The sequence below is a fragment of the Halomonas sp. OfavH-34-E genome, assembly GCF_024124525.1.
Taxonomy (GTDB): Bacteria; Pseudomonadota; Gammaproteobacteria; order Pseudomonadales; family Halomonadaceae; genus Halomonas; species Halomonas litopenaei.
Window position 1 is genome coordinate 22,375 of record NZ_JAMXRY010000045.1, and the last position, 18,932, is coordinate 41,306.

An 18,932-nucleotide genomic window follows, 5' to 3' on the forward strand; every position below is an offset into this window, starting at 1 on the left:
ACTGACATGAAACACGAGATCATAGAAAAGAACGTCGGTTTGATGGCGGTGCTGGTGCTGGTGGTGATCAGCTTCGGTGGCCTGGCCGAGATCGTACCGCTGTTCTTCCAGAAGCAGACCACGGAGCCGGTCGAGGGCCTCGAGCCACTGTCCGCACTGGAACTGGAAGGCCGGGACATCTATCGCCGCGAAGGCTGCGTCGGCTGTCATTCGCAGATGATTCGCCCCTTCCGTGCCGAGACCGAGCGCTATGGCCACTACAGTGTGGCCGGTGAATCCGTCTACGAGCACAACTTCTTGTGGGGGTCCAAGCGCACCGGCCCGGACCTGGCCCGCGTCGGCGGTCGCTACAGTGACGACTGGCATCGTGCCCACCTCTACAACCCGCGGGACGTAGTGCCCGAATCGGTGATGCCGGCCTACCCCTGGCTGTTCGAGAACACCCTGGAAGGCGAGGACACCCCGGCCAAGATGCGCACCCTTCAGAAACTGGGCGTGCCCTACACCGACGAGCAGATCGCCAACGCCACCAGCGAGGTCCGCGGTGAGCGTGAAATCACCGCCCTGGTCGCCTACCTGCAGCAGCTTGGCACGGTGTTGCCCAGCTCGGCGAAGAGCCCGTAACCATGGATATCGGAACCTTTCGCGGCATCTTGACCGGCATCCTGCTGATCGCCTTCCTGGGCCTGGTGGCCTGGGCCTACTCGAGCCGCCGCAAGCGCGAGTTCGATCAGGCGGCGCAGCTGCCGTTCGCCGACGACGACGAACAACCGAATCGTGACCGCACGGCCGAGCGACAGGCCGATTCCCGAGAGGACAGGGGAGAGAAGAACACATGAATACGCTTTGGGGTGATGCCCTCTCAGGCTTCTGGAGTGCCTGGATCATCGTCATCACGCTCGGCACCATCGGCTTTGCGTTCTGGCTTCTGTGGGCCAACCGCAAGACCGACAAGCGCCCTGACGCCGACGGCACCGTCGAGACCACCGGCCACACCGCCGACGGTATCGACGAATACGACAACCCGCTGCCTCGCTGGTGGTTTCAGCTCTACGTTGCCACGGTGATCTTCTCCCTGGGCTATCTGGTGCTGTATCCGGGCCTCGGCAACTTCGCCGGTGTGCTGGGCTGGAGCCAGGAAGGTCAGTGGGAGGAAGAGGTCGCCCAGGCCGAAGAGCGCTTTGCGCCGATCTTCGAGAAGTACCAGCAGGTACCCATCCCGGAACTCGCTCAGGACGGTGACGCCATGCAGGTGGCCGAGCGCATCTTCCTCAACAACTGCGCCATCTGCCACGGCTCCAACGCCAAGGGCGGCTACGGCTTCCCCAATCTGACCGACGACGACTGGCTCTACGGCGGCGAGCCCGAGCACATCGTCACCACCATCAACAACGGACGCAATGGCCTGATGCCGTCATGGCAGCAGCTCGGCGCGGACAATATCGAGAACCTGACCCAGCATGTACTGTCGCTGTCCGGCCAGGCCGAGGACGCCGAACGTGCCGAAAAAGGCGGCGCCGTCTTCACCTCGGTATGTGCCGCCTGCCATATGCCTGACGGTACCGGCAACCAGGCGCTGGGCGCGCCCAATCTGACCGACGACAGCTGGCTGTACCAGGCACCGGGCCAGAGCCTGGCCGACTCCGTGCGTCAGACGCTGCGCAACGGCCGCAACGGCCATATGCCGGCGCAGGCCGCCTACATCGGCGAGGAGCGGGTCCACCTGGTCGCCGCCTATGTCTATGGTCTGAGCCAGAATCAGGACCAGAGTCAGTAGTGACCCCAGCGGGATCGCTCCCGCGGCGAGTGCGGCGCTTGGCCGCACTCGCCACCCACCTACCCGTCAATCGCTAGACTGGGGCTTCGGCCCCATCGACGCGATGTGAGTCTGCCATGAGCGACAAGATCCCTGCCCACGACGTCACCGACCCTGCGGTGTCGCACCATTCCCCCGACAGCCAGAGCATGTACGAGAGCCGCCGGCATATCTACGTACGCGAGATCAAAGGCGTGTTCCAGCGTGTCCGTCGGGTCGCCAACTGGGCGCTGATGCTCGGTTTTCTGCTGCTGCCCTGGATTCCCTGGGGTGATCGACCGGCGGTCTGGTTTGATCTGCCGGGGCGCGAATTTCATATCTTCGCCGCCACCTTCTACCCCCAGGAATTCGTGCTGCTGTCCTGGCTTCTGATCATCTGCGCCTTCGGCCTGTTCTTCATCACCGTCTTTGCCGGCCGTGTCTGGTGCGGTTACACCTGTCCCCAGAGCGTCTGGACCTTCCTGTTCATCTGGGTCGAGCACCGCATCGAGGGGCCGCGCAATCGTCGCATCAAGCTCGACAAGCGCTCCTGGGACGCCGACAAGGCCTGGCGCAAGAGCGCCAAGCACGCCATCTGGCTGATCATCTCGGCGGCCACCGGCATCACCTTCGTCGGCTACTTCACCCCGATCGGTGGCCTGGTGCTGGATCTTGCCACCCTCTCGGCCAGCGGCTGGTCCTATTTCTGGGTCGGCTTCTTTATCGTCTTCACCTACCTGAACGCCGGCTGGCTGCGCGAGCAGGTCTGCCTGTACATGTGCCCCTACGCCCGCTTCCAGTCGGTGATGTTCGATCGCGACACCCTGATCGTGTCCTACGACTACCACCGCGGGGAGCCTCGCGGCCCGCGCAAGCGCAACGCCGACCCGGCAGAGCAGGGCCTTGGCCACTGCATCGACTGCGACCTCTGTGTTCAGGTCTGCCCGACCGGCATCGATATCCGCGACGGTCTGCAGTACCAGTGCATCACCTGCGCCGCCTGCATCGACGCCTGCGACAGCGTAATGGACAAGATGGGCTACCCCCGTGGTCTGGTGCGTTACACCACCGAGCACGCCCTCGACGGCAACAAGACCCACCTGTTGAGGCCTCGACTGATCGGCTATCTGGTCGCCCTGGTGGTGATGATCGGCTTGTTCGTCTGGACCATCGCCGACCGCACACCGCTGGATGTGGATGTGGAGCGCGATCGCGCTCGGCTCTACCAGACACTGACCGATGGACGCATCGCCAACTCCTACGCCATGACCGTGCGTAACCTCGACAACCGCCCTCATCGCTACGTGATCGAGGTAGCCGGCATCGAGGGTCTCGAGAGCGACACCACCGCCATCGAGGTTCCCGCCAACCAGTCCCGCCAACTGGTGATGACCTTGAGCGTGAATCCTGATCAGATGGAACAACGCAGTGCCGATATCAGCGTTCGCGTCCTCGCCGAGGACGATCCGTCCGTGGCCATCGAACGTGAAAGCCGCTTTATAGGAGTTACCCCCTGATGTCCCTGTCCGATCCCCAGGTGCCGCCCTGGTACAAGCAGTTCTGGCCCTGGTTCCTGATCGCCCTGCTGCTGTCGTCGGTCACCTTCAGCATGGTCTACCTGGCCTTCTCGATCCGCTACTTCGACGGTTCGGTGCCGGACGATTACTACAAGGAAGGTCTGGCCATCAACGTCCAGCTCGAAAAGCAGCAACGTGCCGAGGCGCTGGGGCTGGCGGCCGAGCTGCGCATCGACGCCACCACCGGCGACGTGGTGGTAACACTCGATGGCGACGAACGCCCAGAGCGGCTGGATCTGGCGCTGAAGTTCCCCACCGATGGCGCCCGCGACCGGGCACTGGTGCTGACCCACACCCGTGCAGGCCACTATGTCGGCACCCTCGACCGCAATCTGCGCTATCGCTGGTACCTTCAGCTGCAGCCCCACGCAGAAGGCGCGTCAGGACAGCCTGAATGGCGCCTGACCGGCGAGGCAGAGTTCCCGCGGGAGACCTCCGTGCGCCTGACACCGGGACTCTGATGGCGGCCTCGTGCTACCACTGTGGCGCCCCGGTGGAGGCCACAGCACCCTGGTCGATCACCCTGGATGGCCAGCGCCATCCGCTGTGCTGCCCGGGCTGCGAGGCGGTGGCCCAGGCCATCGTCGGCGGCGGCCTGGACAGCTACTATCGCTTTCGCACCGCCCTGCCGGAGCGCCCATCGCCGACACCCGCCGACGAGGCCCGCTATCAGGTATTCGACGATCCGGGCCTGCAGGATCGTTTCGTGCGTCAGGATGGCGACACCAAGGTAGCGACCCTGGCGGTGGATGGCATCACCTGCGCCGCCTGCGCCTGGCTGATCGAACACCGCCTGAATGCCCTCGACGGCCTGGAGAGCTGCGCTGTCAATCTTTCCCAGCATCGCCTTCAGGTGCGCTGGGATCCCGAACGCCTGTCGCTGTCGCGCCTGCTGGCCGAGATGGCTGCCATCGGCTATCCCTCCCAGCCCTACGAGCCGGACCAGGCTCAGCAGCGGCTCAAGCAACAGTCGCGCCAGATGATAAGGCGCCTGATCGTGGCGGCCGTCGGCATGATGCAGGTGCTGATGTTTTCCATCCCGCACTACGTCGACGGCGGTGATCTCAGCACCGAGTTCGAGCGTCTGTTTGCCTGGCTATCGCTGGCGCTGACCACTCCGGTGGTACTGTACTCGGCCCAACCCTTCTTCGTCGGCGCCCTGCGCGATCTGCGAACCCGCGTGCTGGGCATGGATGTGCCGGTGGCGCTGGCCATCGGTGGTGCCTTCGTCGCCAGCACCTGGTCGGTCGTGAGCGACTCCGGGGACCGCTACTTCGACTCGGTCAGCATGTTCACCTTCTTCCTGCTGTTCGGACGCTACCTGGAGTCTCGCGCCCGTACCCACTACGGCCGCAGCGGCAATGCCCTGGCCAGCGCGCTGCCGAGTGCCGCGGTGCGCCTCGACGAGCAGGGCGATGAACGCGTCATCCCTGCCAGTCAGCTGGCGCCTGGTGACCGGGTTCGGGTCAGCCCCGGCGCCCAGATTCCTGCAGATGGCACCCTTACCTCGGGCCTGGCCCAGATCGACGAGTCGCTGCTGACCGGCGAATCGCTGCCCTGCCTGCGTCGCCAGGGAGATACCGTGCACGCAGGTACCCTGTGCATGGACAGCCCGATCGAAGTGATGGTCACCCGCGTCGGCGACGATACCCGCGCCGCCGGCATTCTCGATCTCACCGACCGTGCCTTCGCCCATCGTCCACGTATCGCCCGCCTGGCCGAGCAGGTGGCCCATCGCTTCGTGTTGAACCTGCTGGTCATCACCGCCCTGGTGGCGCTGGTCTGGAGCCTGATCGACCCTAGCCGCAGCCTGTGGATCACCCTGTCGGTACTGGTGGTGACCTGCCCCTGCGCCCTGGCGCTGGCGACCCCCACCGCCCTGACCGTGGCCCACGGCCGGCTGAGACGTGCCGGGGTACTGGTGACCCGAGCCGATGCGCTGGAGACCCTGGCCGGCCTCGATCGCGTCGTCTTCGACAAGACCGGCACCCTGACCCGGGGGCGTATGCAACTCGCCGAACACCGGCCGCTGAGCGACGACGAAGGAAGCGCCAACAATGGCGAGATGGACGCTGCCGCCAAGCGCCGGCATCTGGCACTGGCGGCGGCACTGGAGACCGGCTCGGAGCACCCCATCGCCCGCGCCTTCGCTGCCTGGCGCGACGCCAGCTGCCAGGCCAGCGAACTGCGCAATCACCCGGGTCAGGGCGTGGAAGGCGTGATCGACGGCCGGCGCTGGCGACTGGGCCAGCCGCATTTTGCCTGCCTGGGCCGACCCGTTCCTGAGCTCCCTGGCGCAGGGCTTTGGTTGCTGCTGGCCAGCGAAGGCAAGCCCCAGGCCTGGTTCAAGCTCGACGATCAGCCCCGTGACGACGCCGCCGAGACCCTCGCCGCCCTCGCCCATCGGGGGCTTGCCATCGAGATCCTGTCGGGCGACCGCGCAGTCAACGTCGGCCAGCTGGCCCGCACGCTGGGCGTCGATCAGTGGCGTGGCGAGGCCACCCCCGAGGACAAGCTCGGGCACTTGAAGGCGCGACAGGCACAGGGTGAAAAGGTGGCCATGGTCGGTGATGGCATCAATGACGTGCCGGTACTGGCCGGCGCCGACCTTGCCATCGCCATGGCCGGGGCCAGCGACCTCACCCGCACCCGCGCCGATCTGGTATTGCTGGGCGAACCGCTCACGGGTATCGTCGAAGCCATCGAGGTGGCCGGTCAGACCCGTCGCATCATTCGCCAGAATCTGTCCTGGTCGGTGCTCTACAATGTCGTGGCGCTGCCCGCAGCGGCGCTGGGCTTCGTGCCCCCATGGCTTGCCGCCATCGGCATGTCACTCAGCTCGTTGCTGGTCATCGGCAATGCCCTGCGTCTGCGACGTGGACGCACCAGGCGGACCGCGACGCCTTCACCCGTCACCGCAAGCCCCGGCCCATGAGCATCCTTTACCTGTTGATACCCTTGTCGTTGATCCTGCTGGGCCTGGCGGTCTGGGCCTTCTTCTGGGCGGTGCGCAACGACCAGTTCGAGGACCTCGAAGGCCCCGCCTATCGCATCCTGTTCGAGGATGAGGACGACACTCGCGGTGCCGATGACGGCGCTTCCTCTTCCGAAACGCCTGCGCAGACATCCGAGCGTGATCCATCGTCCAGAGGGCCTGAGTGAACCCTACCGGCCTGGAACTGCCCCCCATGATGGCGGCCTTCGTGTTTGGCCTGCTCGGCGGTGCACACTGTATTGGCATGTGCGGCGGTATCATGAGCGCCCTGACCTTTGCCATCCCCCCCAGCATGCGTCAACCTTGGCGGGTGAGCACACTTGTGCTCGGCTACAATGTAGGTCGTATCACTAGCTACTGTGTGGCGGGCGCTCTGGTTGCCACCCTGGGTTCGGTGATCGGCCTTTCGCCGACCCTGCGTGGCCTGATGCAGATCGTCGCCAGCCTGATGTTGATCCTGATGGCGCTTTACATTGCCGATCTATGGAAAGGCCTGCGTCACGTCGAGGCACTGGGACGTCACCTCTGGAGGTACCTGGAACCCGCAGGCAGACGCCTGTTGCCGGTGGTGCGTCTGCCCCAGGCGGTGGCGCTGGGCGCCATCTGGGGCTGGCTGCCCTGTGGCCTGGTGTACTCGATGCTGGCCTGGAGCCTGGCACGGGCCGAGCCCCTCGAGGGCGCACTGCTGATGGCGAGCTTCGGTCTTGGCACGCTTCCGGCGCTGGTGGTGACGGGCCTCGCCGCCAGACAAATGCAGGCCCTGCTGGCGCATCGGGCAACACGCCTTGTCGCCGCTGGCATGATCATCGCCTTTGCCGTCTGGCAACTTTGGACTGGGCTGCATCAATGACGCATCCTACCTCTAAGTTATTAATCCTAAAGAGGTAGACGCCACTTTTAGCTGATCTGAGGGTGTAGAATAGTGCCATCAACGTGCTGTACGGGCGACGTCTGTTCTCCCCATGGCCCAGTCAATATCGATCCCAGATCCACAGGAGCTGCGAATGAGTCCTACGGCCCAAGATCGGCGGCGTCCCATGCTGCATGAGACTCGCTGTGAGTCCTGCAGCCTGAGTTCCTTGTGCCTTCCGCTGTCGCTGGAGACCGCCGACCTCGAGCGCTTCGATTCCATCATCCGTCGTCACCCGCCGATCAAGAAAGGCACACGATTGGTCGAGCAGGGAGATCGCTTCACCAGCGTCTTCGCGGTCCGATCGGGGAGTCTCAAGCAGATCACCACCGAAGGCAGCGGCGAAGCTCAGTTGACCAACTTCTTCCTGCCCAGTGAACTGGTTGGCCTGGATGGCATCGACGACGGCCGCTATCCCGGCAGCGTGGTGGCGCTGGAGACCACCACGGTGTGCGAGATTCCCTTCGACCGCCTCGATGCGCTGACCCAGACCCTACCGGAGCTGCGTGCCCAGCTGTTTCGCACCCTGAGCAAGGAGCTGCGAGAAGACCGCCGGATGATGCAGCTGCTGTCACGCAAGACCGCCGATCAGCGCCTGGCCTGCTTCTTCCTCGGCCTGTCGGACCGCTTCCGCCGCCGCGGCTATTCACCGTTCAGCTTCCGCCTGTCCATGTCCCGCGCCGACATCGGCAATCACCTGGGGCTGGCGGTGGAAACGGTCAGCCGTATCCTCGGGCGTTTCCAGCAGCAGGATCTGGTGGCGGTATCGGGACGTGAGGTCAATATCCTCGACCTGACCGCGCTGTCGACCCTGGCCGACACCGAAGTTACCTGAGCGGGCCTGGCAGCAGTGTGCCGGGCTTGGCCGGCAGGGCCCGGTATCCAGGATCTGGAAAGCAAAGCGTAATAGATGGCGTGTGACAAGAAAGAGGCCGCATCCGGAGATGCGGCCTCTTTCGCTGTCATGGCATCATGCACATTCGCTGCTGGCGAGATCAGCCGGCATCCACCACGTCGATGCGCCGGGCCTGGCGTTCGGCCTGTACGGCCTCCAGCCCCTCGAAGTCGAACAGTTGCCGATCCGCCAGCTGCGACGGCGCCACATTGGTCACCGCCTTGAACATGCTCTCGAGGCGCCCGGGATGCTTGACCTCCCACTCGGCCAGCATCTCCTTGACCACCTGGCGCTGCAGGTTGGGCTGGGAACCACACAGGTTGCACGGGATGATCGGGAACTCCATCGCCTCGCTGTAGGCCTGGATATCGGCCTCGCGGCAGTACGCCAGCGGACGGATGACGATGTTCTTGCCGTCGTCGGAGAGCAGCTTGGGCGGCATCGCCTTGAGGCTGCCACCGAAGAACATGTTCAGAAACAGCGTCTCGAGAATGTCCTCGCGGTGGTGGCCCAGAGCGATCTTGGTCGCCCCGATCTCCTCGGCGAAACCATAGAGCGAGCCGCGCCGCAGGCGTGAGCAGAGCGCGCAGGTGGTCTTGCCCTCCGGCGTCTTCTCCTTCACCACCGAATAGGTGTCGCGCTCGAGGATGTGGTAGTCCACGCCGATGCTGTCCAGATAGTTCGGCAGCACATGCTCCGGAAAGCCCGGCTGCTTCTGATCCAGATTCACCGCCACCAGCGAGAAGTTGACCGGCGCGTTGCGCTGAAGGCTGCGCAGGATCTCGAGCATGGTGTAGCTGTCCTTGCCACCAGACAGACACACCATGATCTTGTCGCCTTCCTGGATCATGCCGTAGTCGATGATGGCGTTGCCGGCCTGGCGGCGCAGGCGCTTCTGCAGCTTGTTGAATTCACGCCGTGCCTTGGCCTGAACTTGGGCTTCCGTCTGATCGCCACCCGCAGCAGGGTCGGCCGGGCTGACGCCGGCATCGATCGAGAGATGGTCATCCTCGGGGGTACGGGGATCGAACAGGGTGGCGGAGGCGGACTGTGGCGACATGGGAGCGGGACATCACGGCTGAAAATGAAAGAGGCGCCAGTCTACCATCCGGACGCTTTAGTGGCGAAGAGGTCAGCGACCGCTTACCCCGACGAGGACAATACGGCAGGGGCTTTTCGTCGGCGGCACATCGGAAACCGCCAAGGACGACACCGCCGTAGTGGCGCTCTTGCGCGTCGTGGCCTGGCCTGGCCTGGTCTGGCCTGGCAAGTCGAAGAACGCAAGTGCCTGTCAGCCAGGCCCTAGGCGCTGTCCGAAAAGTCGACGAGCGAAGGTTAGACAAGGCAAAAATCGGTGAGAAAGCGCAGTTTACGGGGTGTAAATGAGCATTTTGACCGGGCTGGCGCACCAGACGATTTTTAACGCCGTATTACCGAGCGCAGGCACTTTTCAGACAGGCCCTAGACGACGTTCAGCGCCAGCAGATAGCGCACCACCACGCCCAGCAACAGCAGCAGGATGCCGGCACGTTGCCAGCCAAACTCGCGCACGGTCAGGGTCAGGCGCTTCTCCCAGAACTTGACCATGCCCCACAGGTCCCGGGTACGGCGATAGTACTGGAGGTAGGCCACCAGCACCGAGACCAGGCCCAGCGCCAGCAGCGTGGGCTCGAGAAGGGTCAACATGGCGTGCAGACTCATGACAGGATCTCCTTGCAGGTGAATGGTTGCCGGTGCGGGCGGCACCGGGTCAGCGCGGATGACGGCACCGGGTCAGCGCGATGGCGCCGTGAGTGCCCCGCTCTCCAGGCGCAGATGCATCAGCGCCGTGGTGACGGCGTCGCCCAGGGCCGTATGGCGTCCCATGATCGGGACTCCAAGTCGCTCTGCCAATTGTTCAAAGGTCGGCTGCACCTCGATTTCCGGGTGACTTCGGCGCAGCCGCTTGCGGTACTGCTGGGCCACGTCGATGGTGGCGTTGGGCAGCGAGAAGCCAAACTCCGCCTTCAGGTAGCGATCCAGCATGGCCAGGTCGAAGTCGATACACCAGCCGACCAATGGGCGATTGCCGATAAATTCCAGCAGCGTCGTCAAGGCCTCGCGTACCTCGAGGCCGCCTTCCAGGTCGACCCCTCGCAGGCGATGGATGCAGATGGAGTCACCACTCAGACTGGCAGGACGCGCGAGCCGCAGGTCCAGCGACTCGCTGGTCAAGACGCGATCGTCACGGATGCGCACCGCAGCGATGGACACCAGCTCCGCATGACGGGTATCCAGACCGGTGGTTTCGCAGTCCAGGGACACCAGCTCATCGCCGGTATAGGGATTGAACAGCCAGGCGAAATCGCCATCGGCCTGCCGACGCCTGTCGGCCACACGCCTGATCGCTCTCAGCATCGGGTACTCTCCCAAGCGAAACCATTGACGCCAAGGCAGCTTGCCCTGGGGGGCTGCCTCGACACTCATGCATACTCCAGGTGATAGCGGTGGGACAGGCTGGCCTTGAACTCCTTGACCAGATGCAGCGCCTCGCGCAGCAGGTCCCGCTCCAGCGAATTGAGCGACTGAACCACCACTCTGTCCGGGGCGTCCGTGGCCCGGGCATCGTCGCGCCGGTAGGCCAGCTGCGCCCGAAGCCGCAGCTCACAGAACAGCGACAACGCCTCGCCGAGATCCTCCGCCACCACCCGCTCGATGCGCCCGAGTGACGCCAGCGCCGCCAGCCGGTCGTGGGTCGAGGTCTCGCGCAGCCCGCACTCCAGCGCCATGGTGCGAACACCGTGGACGATGGGAAAGATGCCACCCTTCTTGATGTCGACGCCGTGCTCGGGCTTCTTCAGCGTTCCAAACAGGGTCAAGGGCGTCGAGAACCGCAACACTCCCCTCGCCAGATGGGTCAGCAACAGTTCATTGCCCCGTGTTTCTTCGATCAGCACGTCGTGGAGTCGGTCCACCAGGGCAAAGTCACCGGCCACCCCCGAGGCGTCGGCAAGCACCGCCAGACGCATCAGGCTTTCTCCGTCGGGTTCGCTGACCCAGCGACGGATGCGCGCGCGCCATTGCGCAAGGGTGCCGACCCACTGGGGGTTGGAGACCATGATGTTGCCCGGGCAGCGCGGATAGCCCAGATCGTCGAGCACGCTGGTGAACCGCGCGGTATCTGCGCTGAGCTCGTCCCACTGCTGGTCATCGGCCAGGATCAGCGCATTGTCCTGGTCGGTCTTCAGGATCTGCTCGCCGCGCCCTTCGCTGCCGAGCACCAGCAGACAGGCGCGCTCGCGCTGAGGGACCGGCATCGAGAAGTGCCAGGCCTTGCTGATGATGCGCCCATTGAGCGCCGACAGCATGCCCATGGCGAAGCGCATGCGTACCCCCTGGGCCATCAGCGCCTCGACCAGCTCCGGCGCACGCTGACTTGCTTCGCTGAGCGAGGCCAGGGTCGTCGCCTGCTCGACCTGCAGGCTGACCACGTAGCTGCGGCTGGAAAAGAAGCTGAGCACATCGGTCAGCTCCACGACACCGATCAGCCGCTGGCCCTGAAGCACCACCACCCTGGCCACCTTGTGGCGGGTCATCTCGATCAGTGCCTCGAACAGGTACTGGCTTTCGTTCACCGTCACCAGCGACAGATGAGCGATGCCACCGACCTCGGCATTACCGTCGCACCCCTCCAGCACTAGGGCCTCGAGCAGGTCGGTCTTGGTCAGCATGCCAGGACCATCGGGCGTCTCGACCAGCAGGCTGTCGGCGCCCTTGTCCTTGAGGGTCAGCACGGCGTCGCGAATGCATGTCGTCGAGCCGACCTTGAGCGGTTCACGCATGCACTCGTTCACCCGGGCGAGCATGAATCCGGCCAGGGTGACCCCGCCCTCGGCGCGACGTTCGGCGAGCAAGCGCGTCTTGCTGATCAGGCGCTGGTGAAAGTAGTCCGAGAAGGCGGCGTTGTTCTCGCACAGCGACAGAAACAAGGTGTGCGGCATCAGATAACACAGGCTTTCTTCTTCGGCGACGAAGCGGTAACGGCTCTGGCCGTTGATCACGCTGATGGCACCGAACAGATCGCCCCCGGTGTAGTGGCCGATGCGCCCCCCGGCGGGGCCCTCGGCCGGGTCCAGTTCGGCGACTTCGCCCTTGTGGATCACAAAGACGAACTCGCCGGACTGCCCTGCATCGAGGATCACGTCATCCCGCCCGTAGTAGGCGATATCCAGCCCGCCCAGGACCCGCTCGCGCTCGGCCTCGTCGAGCAATGAAAACGGTGGATGAGTGAAGTCGATGTCGATCATGTCTGCTCCATGACCGACCCCGGCGAGGCCGGGGTCGGGGAGTGTTGTCGTCTGGCAGGGGGCGACGGATGGTGGGCCGACGCCCCTGCCTGATGGCCCGCTCTAGTGAGCGTGGGCCTCACCCGCGCCTCTCGGCACACGCACGTTCTCCACCAGTTCCTGGATGTGCTCCGGCGGTGCCGCGGTTGCCCGCGAGACCACGAAGGCCACAACGAAGTGGAGGATCATGCCGAGGGTACCGATACCCTCCGGCGAGATGCCGAACCACCAGATCGAAGGATCGGTGTTGATGAACTTGGTGTAGACGATGTAGATGAAGGTGAAGCTCAGACCCAGCACCATGCCGACGATGGCCCCTTCGCGGTTCATGCGCTTGTCGAAGATGCCAAGCAGGATCGCCGGGAAGAAGGACGAGGCAGCAAGACCGAAGGCAAAGGCCACCACCTGGGCCACGAAGCCCGGCGGGTTGATGCCGAAGTAGCCGGCTACCACCACCGCCACCGCAGCAGCACTACGCGCCGCCAGCAGCTCCCCCTTCTCGCTGAGGTTGGGATTGATCTGCTTCTTGATCAGGTCGTGGGACACCGCCGCCGAGATCACCAGCAACAGACCGGCTGCGGTGGACAGCGCCGCGGCCACGCCACCGGCGGCCATCAAGGCGATCACCCAGGCCGGCAGGCCGCCGATCTCGGGGTTGGCCAGCACGATGATGTCACGATCGATATAGACCTCGTTGGGGCTGTCGGTAGGCGTATTGGTCACCACCCGCTGCCCGTGCTCGCCGGGAGTTTCCTCTTCCAGCGGGCCGCTTTCGAAGGTCGGCTTGCCCTCGAACGGCGCGCCCGGCCCCATCTGCACCCGACCGTCGTCGTTCTTGTCGAGCCAACCGATCAGGCCCACGCCTTCCCAGCTCTTGAACCAGGCCGGTGCCTCTTCGTAGCTGGTCTCGTGTACCGTCTCGATGATGTTGGTGCGGGCGAACACGCCGACCGCCGGAGCGGTGGTGTAGAGCAGTGCGATGAACACCAGCGCCCAGCCGGCGCTGACCCGGGCGTCACGCACCCGCGGCACGGTGAAGAAGCGCACGATGACGTGGGGCAGACCCGCGGTACCGCACATCAGGGCGGCGGTGATAAAGAACACGTTGATCATCGGCTGGCTGCCGTCGGTGTAGGGCGTGATGCCCAGATCCGTCAGCAGACCGTCGAGACGATCGAGAATGTACTGGCCGCTGTCGTTGCCGGCGGCATCGACGAAGGTGGCACCGAGCCCGGTCTGCGGCAGCACGTGGCCGGTCATCATGATCGACAGGAACACCGCCGGCACGATGAAGGCGGTGATCAGCACGCAGTACTGAGCCACCTGGGTGTAGGTGATGCCCTTCATGCCACCGAGCACCGCGTAGAAGAACACGATGACCATGCCGATGACCACGCCCAGATTGACCTCGACTTCGAGGAAACGGGCGAAGACGATACCGACGCCGCGCATCTGACCGGCGACATAGGTAAAGGACACGAAAATAACGCAGATGACCGCCACGGTACGGGCGATATTCGAGTAGTAACGGTCACCGATAAAGTCCGGCACCGTAAACTTGCCGAACTTGCGCAGGTAAGGCGCCAGCAGCATGGCCAGCATGACGTAGCCACCGGTCCAGCCCATCAGGTAGACCGAGGCGTCGTAACCCAGATAGGCGATAAGGCCCGCCATGGAGATGAAAGAGGCCGCCGACATCCAGTCTGCCGCAGTAGCCATGCCATTGGCGGCAGGGTGGACGCCGCCGCCGGCGACGTAGAAATCCTTGGTAGACCCGGCACGCGACCAGATCGCGATACCGATGTAGAGCGCGAAGGACGCCCCTACAAATATATAGGTAAGTAGTTGTACATCCATGGAATCAATTCCCGTTCATTGACGTTATTTTGCGGGTGTCACTGTTCGTGGACGTCGTACTCTTCATCGAGCTTGTTCATCTTCCAGGCATAGAAAATGATCAGCACGATAAAGGTGTAGATGGATCCCTGCTGTGCAAACCAGAAGCCGAGCTTGAAGCCAAAGAACTGGATATTGTTGAGTACATCCACCAGCAGAATGCCGAAGCCATAGGAGACGATGAACCATACGGCCAGACAGCCGAGGATGGTTCGTATGTTTCGTTTCCAGTAGGCCTGTGCGCTCTTGTCTAGCATAAGGCTACCCTCAAGAAGTGGTTTGATCGCCAAATGCCGCCGCAAAGACGACACAAAGGCTCGAGAAGCAGACTAGACAAAATGGTCTTTCCTGGAACGATAACTTTAGTCGAAAAGCATAAATGCACCGCACCAAGAAAACCATTACATCAAATATTTCAGTAACTTATAAACATTCCTGGAATATTAGCCGATGGTCTATCACTACAAAGGTGCAATCCACCTTAGTCGCGATTCAAGGCCTTGAGAGAAGGCAATGCCTTTCCCTTGATGGCGCAAAATTCTGTCAATGCTTCGCGCTTCAGGCGCCCGAATCGAGGCAACCACGCTGCGCCCCTGCCGAGCAGGCCGCCAATGCCCTAGAATGGCCGCTGACGTCGAGGAGGTGCCCATGTTTGCCGGTTGGCTATTGATCGCTGTTTCACTGCTCTACATCGCCGTGCTGTTCGCCATCGCCTGGCGCGGCGATCGTCGTGCACGCCACCTGGGGGCCAGCCATCGTCGCCCGCTGGTCTACAGCCTGGCGCTGGCGATCTACTGCACCTCCTGGACCTTCCACGGCGCCGTGGGCCAGGCGGCGACCTCCGGCTGGTCGTTCGCCAGCATCTTCGTCGGTCCGGTACTGACGCTTCTATTGTTCTGGCCGGTACTGGCCAAGATGGTGCGGGTCGCCAAGCACCAGAACGTCACCTCGATCGCCGACTTCATCGCCTCTCGCTACGGCAAGACCCAGTCTCTGGCGGCCTTCGCCAGCCTGGTCGCGCTGATCGGCACCCTGCCCTACATCGCCCTGCAGTTGAAGGCAGTGTCCACGTCCTTTGCCGTGCTCACCGACGCCTCCGACATCACCCAGGCGCCGCTGTTCGGTGACACCGCCTTCTATGTGGCCATCGTCATGGCGATCTTCGCCATCCTGTTCGGTACCCGCCATACCGACGCCACCGAGCACCACGAAGGCCTGATCCACGCGGTGGCCTTCGAGTCGCTGGTCAAGCTGGTGGCCTTCCTGATCCTCGGCGCCTACGTCACCTGGGGCATGTTCGATGGCCTGCAGGACCTGATGACCCGGGCCGACACCCACCTGCAGCTGCAGCGGCAACTGGCCCAGCAGGACTTCGGCCAGAGCTTCTGGGCCCAGACCCTGCTGGCCATGCTGGCGATCCTGTGTCTGCCGCGTCAGTTTCACGTCACCGTGGTGGAGAACACCCACCGCGACGACGCCGCCCGCGCGCGCTGGATGTTCCCGCTGTACCTGGTGCTGTTCGCCTTCTTCGTGTTGCCGCTGGCCGCCGCCGGCCTGACCATCTTCGCCGGCACCGACGTATCACCCGATACCTATGTGCTGTCGCTGCCGATGGCCGCCAACCAGAGCTGGCTGGCCCTGCTGACCTTTATCGGCGGCTTCTCCGCCGCCACCGGCATGGTCATCGTCGCCGCCGTGGCGGTCTCGATCATGATCTCCAACGAGATCGTCATCCCGGCGCTGTTCCGCATGCGCTGGTTCGACACCAAGGCCCGCGACTACGGCCGCCTGGTCCTGCGGGCACGGCGCATTACCATCGCCGTGATCCTGGCCATGGCCTATGGCTTCTACCAGCTGATCGGCGAATTCACCTCGCTGGCCTCCATCGGCATGCTGTCCTTCGCCGCCGCCGCCCAGTTCGCCCCGGCGCTGATCGGTGGGCTCTACTGGAAGCGCGGCAATCGCCTGGGGGTCATCGTCGGCATGAACGCGGGCTTCGCCATCTGGGCCTACACCCTGCTGTTGCCAGCGATGATCAACGCCGGAGTATTGCCCTCCGGCTGGCTACAGGGTGGGCCGCTGGGGATCGCCTGGCTGTCACCGACCTCGCTATTCGGCCTGCACGTGGGTGACAGCTTTACCCACGGCGTGATGCTGTCGCTGGGGGTCAACCTGGTGGCCTACATCTTTGTCTCCCAGGTAACCCCTCAGCGGGTGGTGGAACGGATTCAGGCGTCGCTGTTCGTCGACAGCGTCGAGACCCGCCAGACCTCGGTCAATCGCCCCTGGACCGGGGCTACCACGGTCGGCGACCTGAAGGTGCTGTGCCAGCGCTTCCTCAGCGCCGGCCAGGTCGACCGCGCCTTCTCGGACTACGCCCGGCGCAACGGCAAGGCGCTGGAAGACAGTGCCCGAGCGTCCATCGACGTGATCCAGTTCACCGAGCGCTTTCTGGCCTCGGTGCTGGGCGCCTCGTCGGCGCGGATCGTCGTCAACTCGGCGCTGCAGGGGCGTGGCATCGGCATCTCCGACGTCATCTCCATCGTCGATGAGGCCTCCCAGGTGCTGGAGTTCAATCGCGCCCTGCTCCAGGCCACCATCGAGAACATCAACCAGGGCATCAGCGTGGTGGATCAGAACCTGCGCCTGGTGGTGTGGAACCAGCGCTATCTGGAGCTGTTCCGCTTCCCTGACCACCTGATCCGTGTCGGCGCCCCGATCGACCGCATCTTCCGCTACAACGCCCATAACGGCGAGTACGGCCCCGGCGACCCGGAAGAGCACGTGGAATTGCTGCTCGACAACATCCGCGAGGGCCAGCCCCACCGCTACGTGCGATATCGCCAGGACGGCAGCGTGCTGGAGGTCCAGGGCAACCCCATGCCCGGTGGCGGCTTCGTCTACACCTATCAGGACATCACCCAGCAGAAACGCACCGAAGAAGCGCTGATCCGCTCGGAAAACAATATCCGCATCTATACCGACAACGTGCCGGCGCTGATCGCCTACTTCGACCGGGAGTGTCGCTACCTCTTTACCAACCGTGCCTACGAGCAGGCCTTCAACATCAACCGCAACGAGGTCATCGGCAAGAAGGTGACCCAGGTGATTCCGGAGACCATGGCCGAGGAGCGCATTCCCTGGATTCAGCGCACCCTGAGTGGCGAAAGGGTCAGCTTCGAGGTGTCGCTCGAGATCACCAACGAAGGCCTGCGCTACATGCTGGTGACCTATACTCCGCACTTCGGCGACAGCGGCGCGATCCTCGGCTTCTTCGCGCTCTATCAGGACATTACCGAACGCCGGCGGGCCGAGATCGCCCTCAAGGAAACCAACGAGACCCTGGAGGAGCGGGTACGCTCGCGCACCCTGGCCCTGTCCGAAGCCAACGCCGCGCTGCGCCAGGAGAACCGGGTGCGCGCCGAAGCCGAGCAGGCCCTGCGCCAGGCCAAGCAGGTGGCCGAGGACGCCAACGCCTCCAAGACGCGCTTCCTGGCCGCAGCCAGCCATGACCTGCTGCAACCGCTCAACGCGGCGCGGCTGTTTACCTCGGCGTTGTCCCAGGACATGGGCGCCGAGGACATGAAGCGCACCATCGGCCATATCGACAGCTCACTGCAGTCCGCCGAAGAGCTGCTCGGCACCCTGCTGGACATCTCCAAGCTGGACGCCGGCGCGCTGACTCCCAGACGCAGCCATTTTGCGCTGACCGACATCCTGCGCCCGCTGCAGGCCCAGTTTGCGGTGATGGCCGAAGACCGCGGCCTGGACCTCAAGGTGGTGGGTTCGGCCCTGTGGGTGGACAGCGACAGCCAGATGCTGCGCCGGATCATCCAGAACTTCCTGTCCAACGCCATCCGCTACACCCAGGAAGGCCGGGTGCTGCTGGGCATTCGACGGCGCGGTGAGCGCCTGCTGATCGAGGTATGGGATAGCGGCCCCGGCATCCCCGAGGCCAAGCAGGCCGAGATCTTCCAGGAGTTTCGTCGCCTGGATCAGGCCTCGCGCCACAAGGAAAGCGAGAAGGGACTGGGCCTCGGCCTGTCCATCGCCGACCGCATGAGCCGGGTGCTCGACCACCCCATCCGGGTGCGCTCCTGGGTCGGCGTGGGCACGGTATTCTCAGTCAGCGTGCCCAGGGTCGAGGCAAAGGCCCCGGCCGAGGACACGGACTCCCGGCCTGCGCGCAAGGTCGCCAGCAAGCTCGACGGCAAGCGCATCCTGTGCATCGACAACGAGTCGCTGATCCTCGAGGGCATGAAGGCGATGCTGTCGGGCTGGGGCTGCGAGGTGTTCACCGCGACCTCCATCGGTGGCGCCAAGTCGGTGCTGCGCCATCTGGACGACGACCCCGACGCCATCCTCGCCGACTATCACCTGGACAACGAGGTCACCGGCCTGATGGCGCTGGACGCGCTCGGCGAGCGCCTGACCGGCGCGGTGCCCGGTATCGTGATCACCGCCGACCGCACCGAGGAGGTGGCCGAAGAGGTCCGCCGCGGCGGCTACCAGCTGCTGCTCAAGCCGGTGCGCCCGGCC

The 18,932-nt window shown here is 64.2% G+C and carries 16 protein-coding genes; 10 read left to right on the top strand and 6 right to left on the bottom strand.

The genetic code is table 11. The features are described from left to right. Positions 1-6 precede the first annotated feature (6 nt). The 9 genes from ccoO to fnr all read left to right on the top strand — a co-directional run bounded on the left by ccoO (position 7) and on the right by fnr (position 8,112). Positions 7-624: a cytochrome-c oxidase, cbb3-type subunit II gene (gene ccoO, locus NH448_RS17570; protein ID WP_045992150.1), complete on the top strand. Its 618-nt coding sequence runs from the start codon at positions 7-9 to the stop codon at positions 622-624. A gap of 2 nt (positions 625-626) precedes the next feature. Next, positions 627-839: a CcoQ/FixQ family Cbb3-type cytochrome c oxidase assembly chaperone gene (locus tag NH448_RS17575; protein ID WP_045992151.1), complete on the top strand. Its 213-nt coding sequence runs from the start codon at positions 627-629 to the stop codon at positions 837-839. Further along, complete coding sequence (gene ccoP / locus NH448_RS17580; protein WP_045992152.1) at positions 836-1,777, top strand: cytochrome-c oxidase, cbb3-type subunit III; 942 nt, start codon at positions 836-838, stop codon at positions 1,775-1,777. The genes NH448_RS17575 and ccoP overlap by 4 nt, the downstream gene beginning before the upstream one ends. A 116-nt stretch (positions 1,778-1,893) precedes the next feature. Further along, entirely contained in the window at positions 1,894-3,312 is a 1,419-nt protein-coding gene (ccoG, locus tag NH448_RS17585; protein ID WP_239452526.1) for a cytochrome c oxidase accessory protein CcoG, read from the top strand. Then, positions 3,312-3,833, top strand: coding sequence for a FixH family protein (locus NH448_RS17590; protein ID WP_045992153.1), 522 nt, complete (start codon positions 3,312-3,314; stop codon positions 3,831-3,833). The genes ccoG and NH448_RS17590 overlap by 1 nt, the downstream gene beginning before the upstream one ends. Next, positions 3,833-6,307, top strand: a complete 2,475-nt coding sequence (locus tag NH448_RS17595) for a heavy metal translocating P-type ATPase (protein ID WP_045992154.1) — start codon at positions 3,833-3,835, stop codon at positions 6,305-6,307. Before NH448_RS17590 ends, NH448_RS17595 begins: the two co-directional genes overlap by 1 nt. Then, a complete protein-coding gene (ccoS, locus tag NH448_RS17600) occupies positions 6,304-6,534 on the top strand; it encodes a cbb3-type cytochrome oxidase assembly protein CcoS (RefSeq protein WP_253029124.1) in 231 nt (76 codons plus the stop codon). Before NH448_RS17595 ends, ccoS begins: the two co-directional genes overlap by 4 nt. Next, the gene (locus tag NH448_RS17605; RefSeq protein ID WP_253029125.1) at positions 6,531-7,217 is read left to right on the top strand and encodes a sulfite exporter TauE/SafE family protein; all 687 of its coding nucleotides are present in this window, start codon (positions 6,531-6,533) and stop codon (positions 7,215-7,217) included. The genes ccoS and NH448_RS17605 overlap by 4 nt, the downstream gene beginning before the upstream one ends. Before the next feature lie 154 nt (positions 7,218-7,371). Next, on the top strand, positions 7,372-8,112 hold the full coding sequence (gene fnr, locus NH448_RS17610) for a fumarate/nitrate reduction transcriptional regulator Fnr (RefSeq protein WP_045992157.1): 741 nt from the start codon (positions 7,372-7,374) through the stop codon (positions 8,110-8,112). Positions 8,113-8,272: 160 nt separating this feature from the next. On the opposite strand, the gene ttcA is transcribed toward fnr, so the two are convergent. From ttcA to NH448_RS17640, 6 genes are all read right to left on the bottom strand, one after another. Further along, positions 8,273-9,232 carry a tRNA 2-thiocytidine(32) synthetase TtcA gene (gene ttcA, locus NH448_RS17615; protein ID WP_231498446.1) on the bottom strand — a complete coding sequence of 320 codons (960 nt, stop codon included), beginning with the start codon at positions 9,230-9,232 and terminating at the stop codon, positions 8,273-8,275. 401 nt (positions 9,233-9,633) lie between these two features. Beyond that, positions 9,634-9,873 carry a hypothetical protein gene (locus NH448_RS17620; RefSeq protein ID WP_239452527.1) on the bottom strand — a complete coding sequence of 80 codons (240 nt, stop codon included), beginning with the start codon at positions 9,871-9,873 and terminating at the stop codon, positions 9,634-9,636. 72 nt (positions 9,874-9,945) lie between these two features. Beyond that, positions 9,946-10,638: a 3'-5' exonuclease gene (locus NH448_RS17625; protein WP_308812406.1), complete on the bottom strand. Its 693-nt coding sequence runs from the start codon at positions 10,636-10,638 to the stop codon at positions 9,946-9,948. After that, positions 10,635-12,458 carry a DUF294 nucleotidyltransferase-like domain-containing protein gene (locus tag NH448_RS17630; RefSeq protein WP_253029126.1) on the bottom strand — a complete coding sequence of 608 codons (1,824 nt, stop codon included), beginning with the start codon at positions 12,456-12,458 and terminating at the stop codon, positions 10,635-10,637. The genes NH448_RS17625 and NH448_RS17630 overlap by 4 nt, the downstream gene beginning before the upstream one ends. A 102-nt stretch (positions 12,459-12,560) precedes the next feature. Then, positions 12,561-14,354, bottom strand: a complete 1,794-nt coding sequence (locus tag NH448_RS17635; protein ID WP_108131315.1) for a sodium:solute symporter family protein — start codon at positions 14,352-14,354, stop codon at positions 12,561-12,563. A gap of 38 nt (positions 14,355-14,392) precedes the next feature. Then, positions 14,393-14,650, bottom strand: a complete 258-nt coding sequence (locus NH448_RS17640) for a DUF4212 domain-containing protein (protein ID WP_045992160.1) — start codon at positions 14,648-14,650, stop codon at positions 14,393-14,395. 391 nt (positions 14,651-15,041) lie between these two features. On the opposite strand from NH448_RS17640, the gene NH448_RS17645 reads away from it, so the two are divergent. Next, on the top strand, positions 15,042-18,932 hold a 3,891-nt coding region (locus NH448_RS17645; protein WP_253029127.1), incomplete at its 3' end, for a NahK/ErcS family hybrid sensor histidine kinase/response regulator.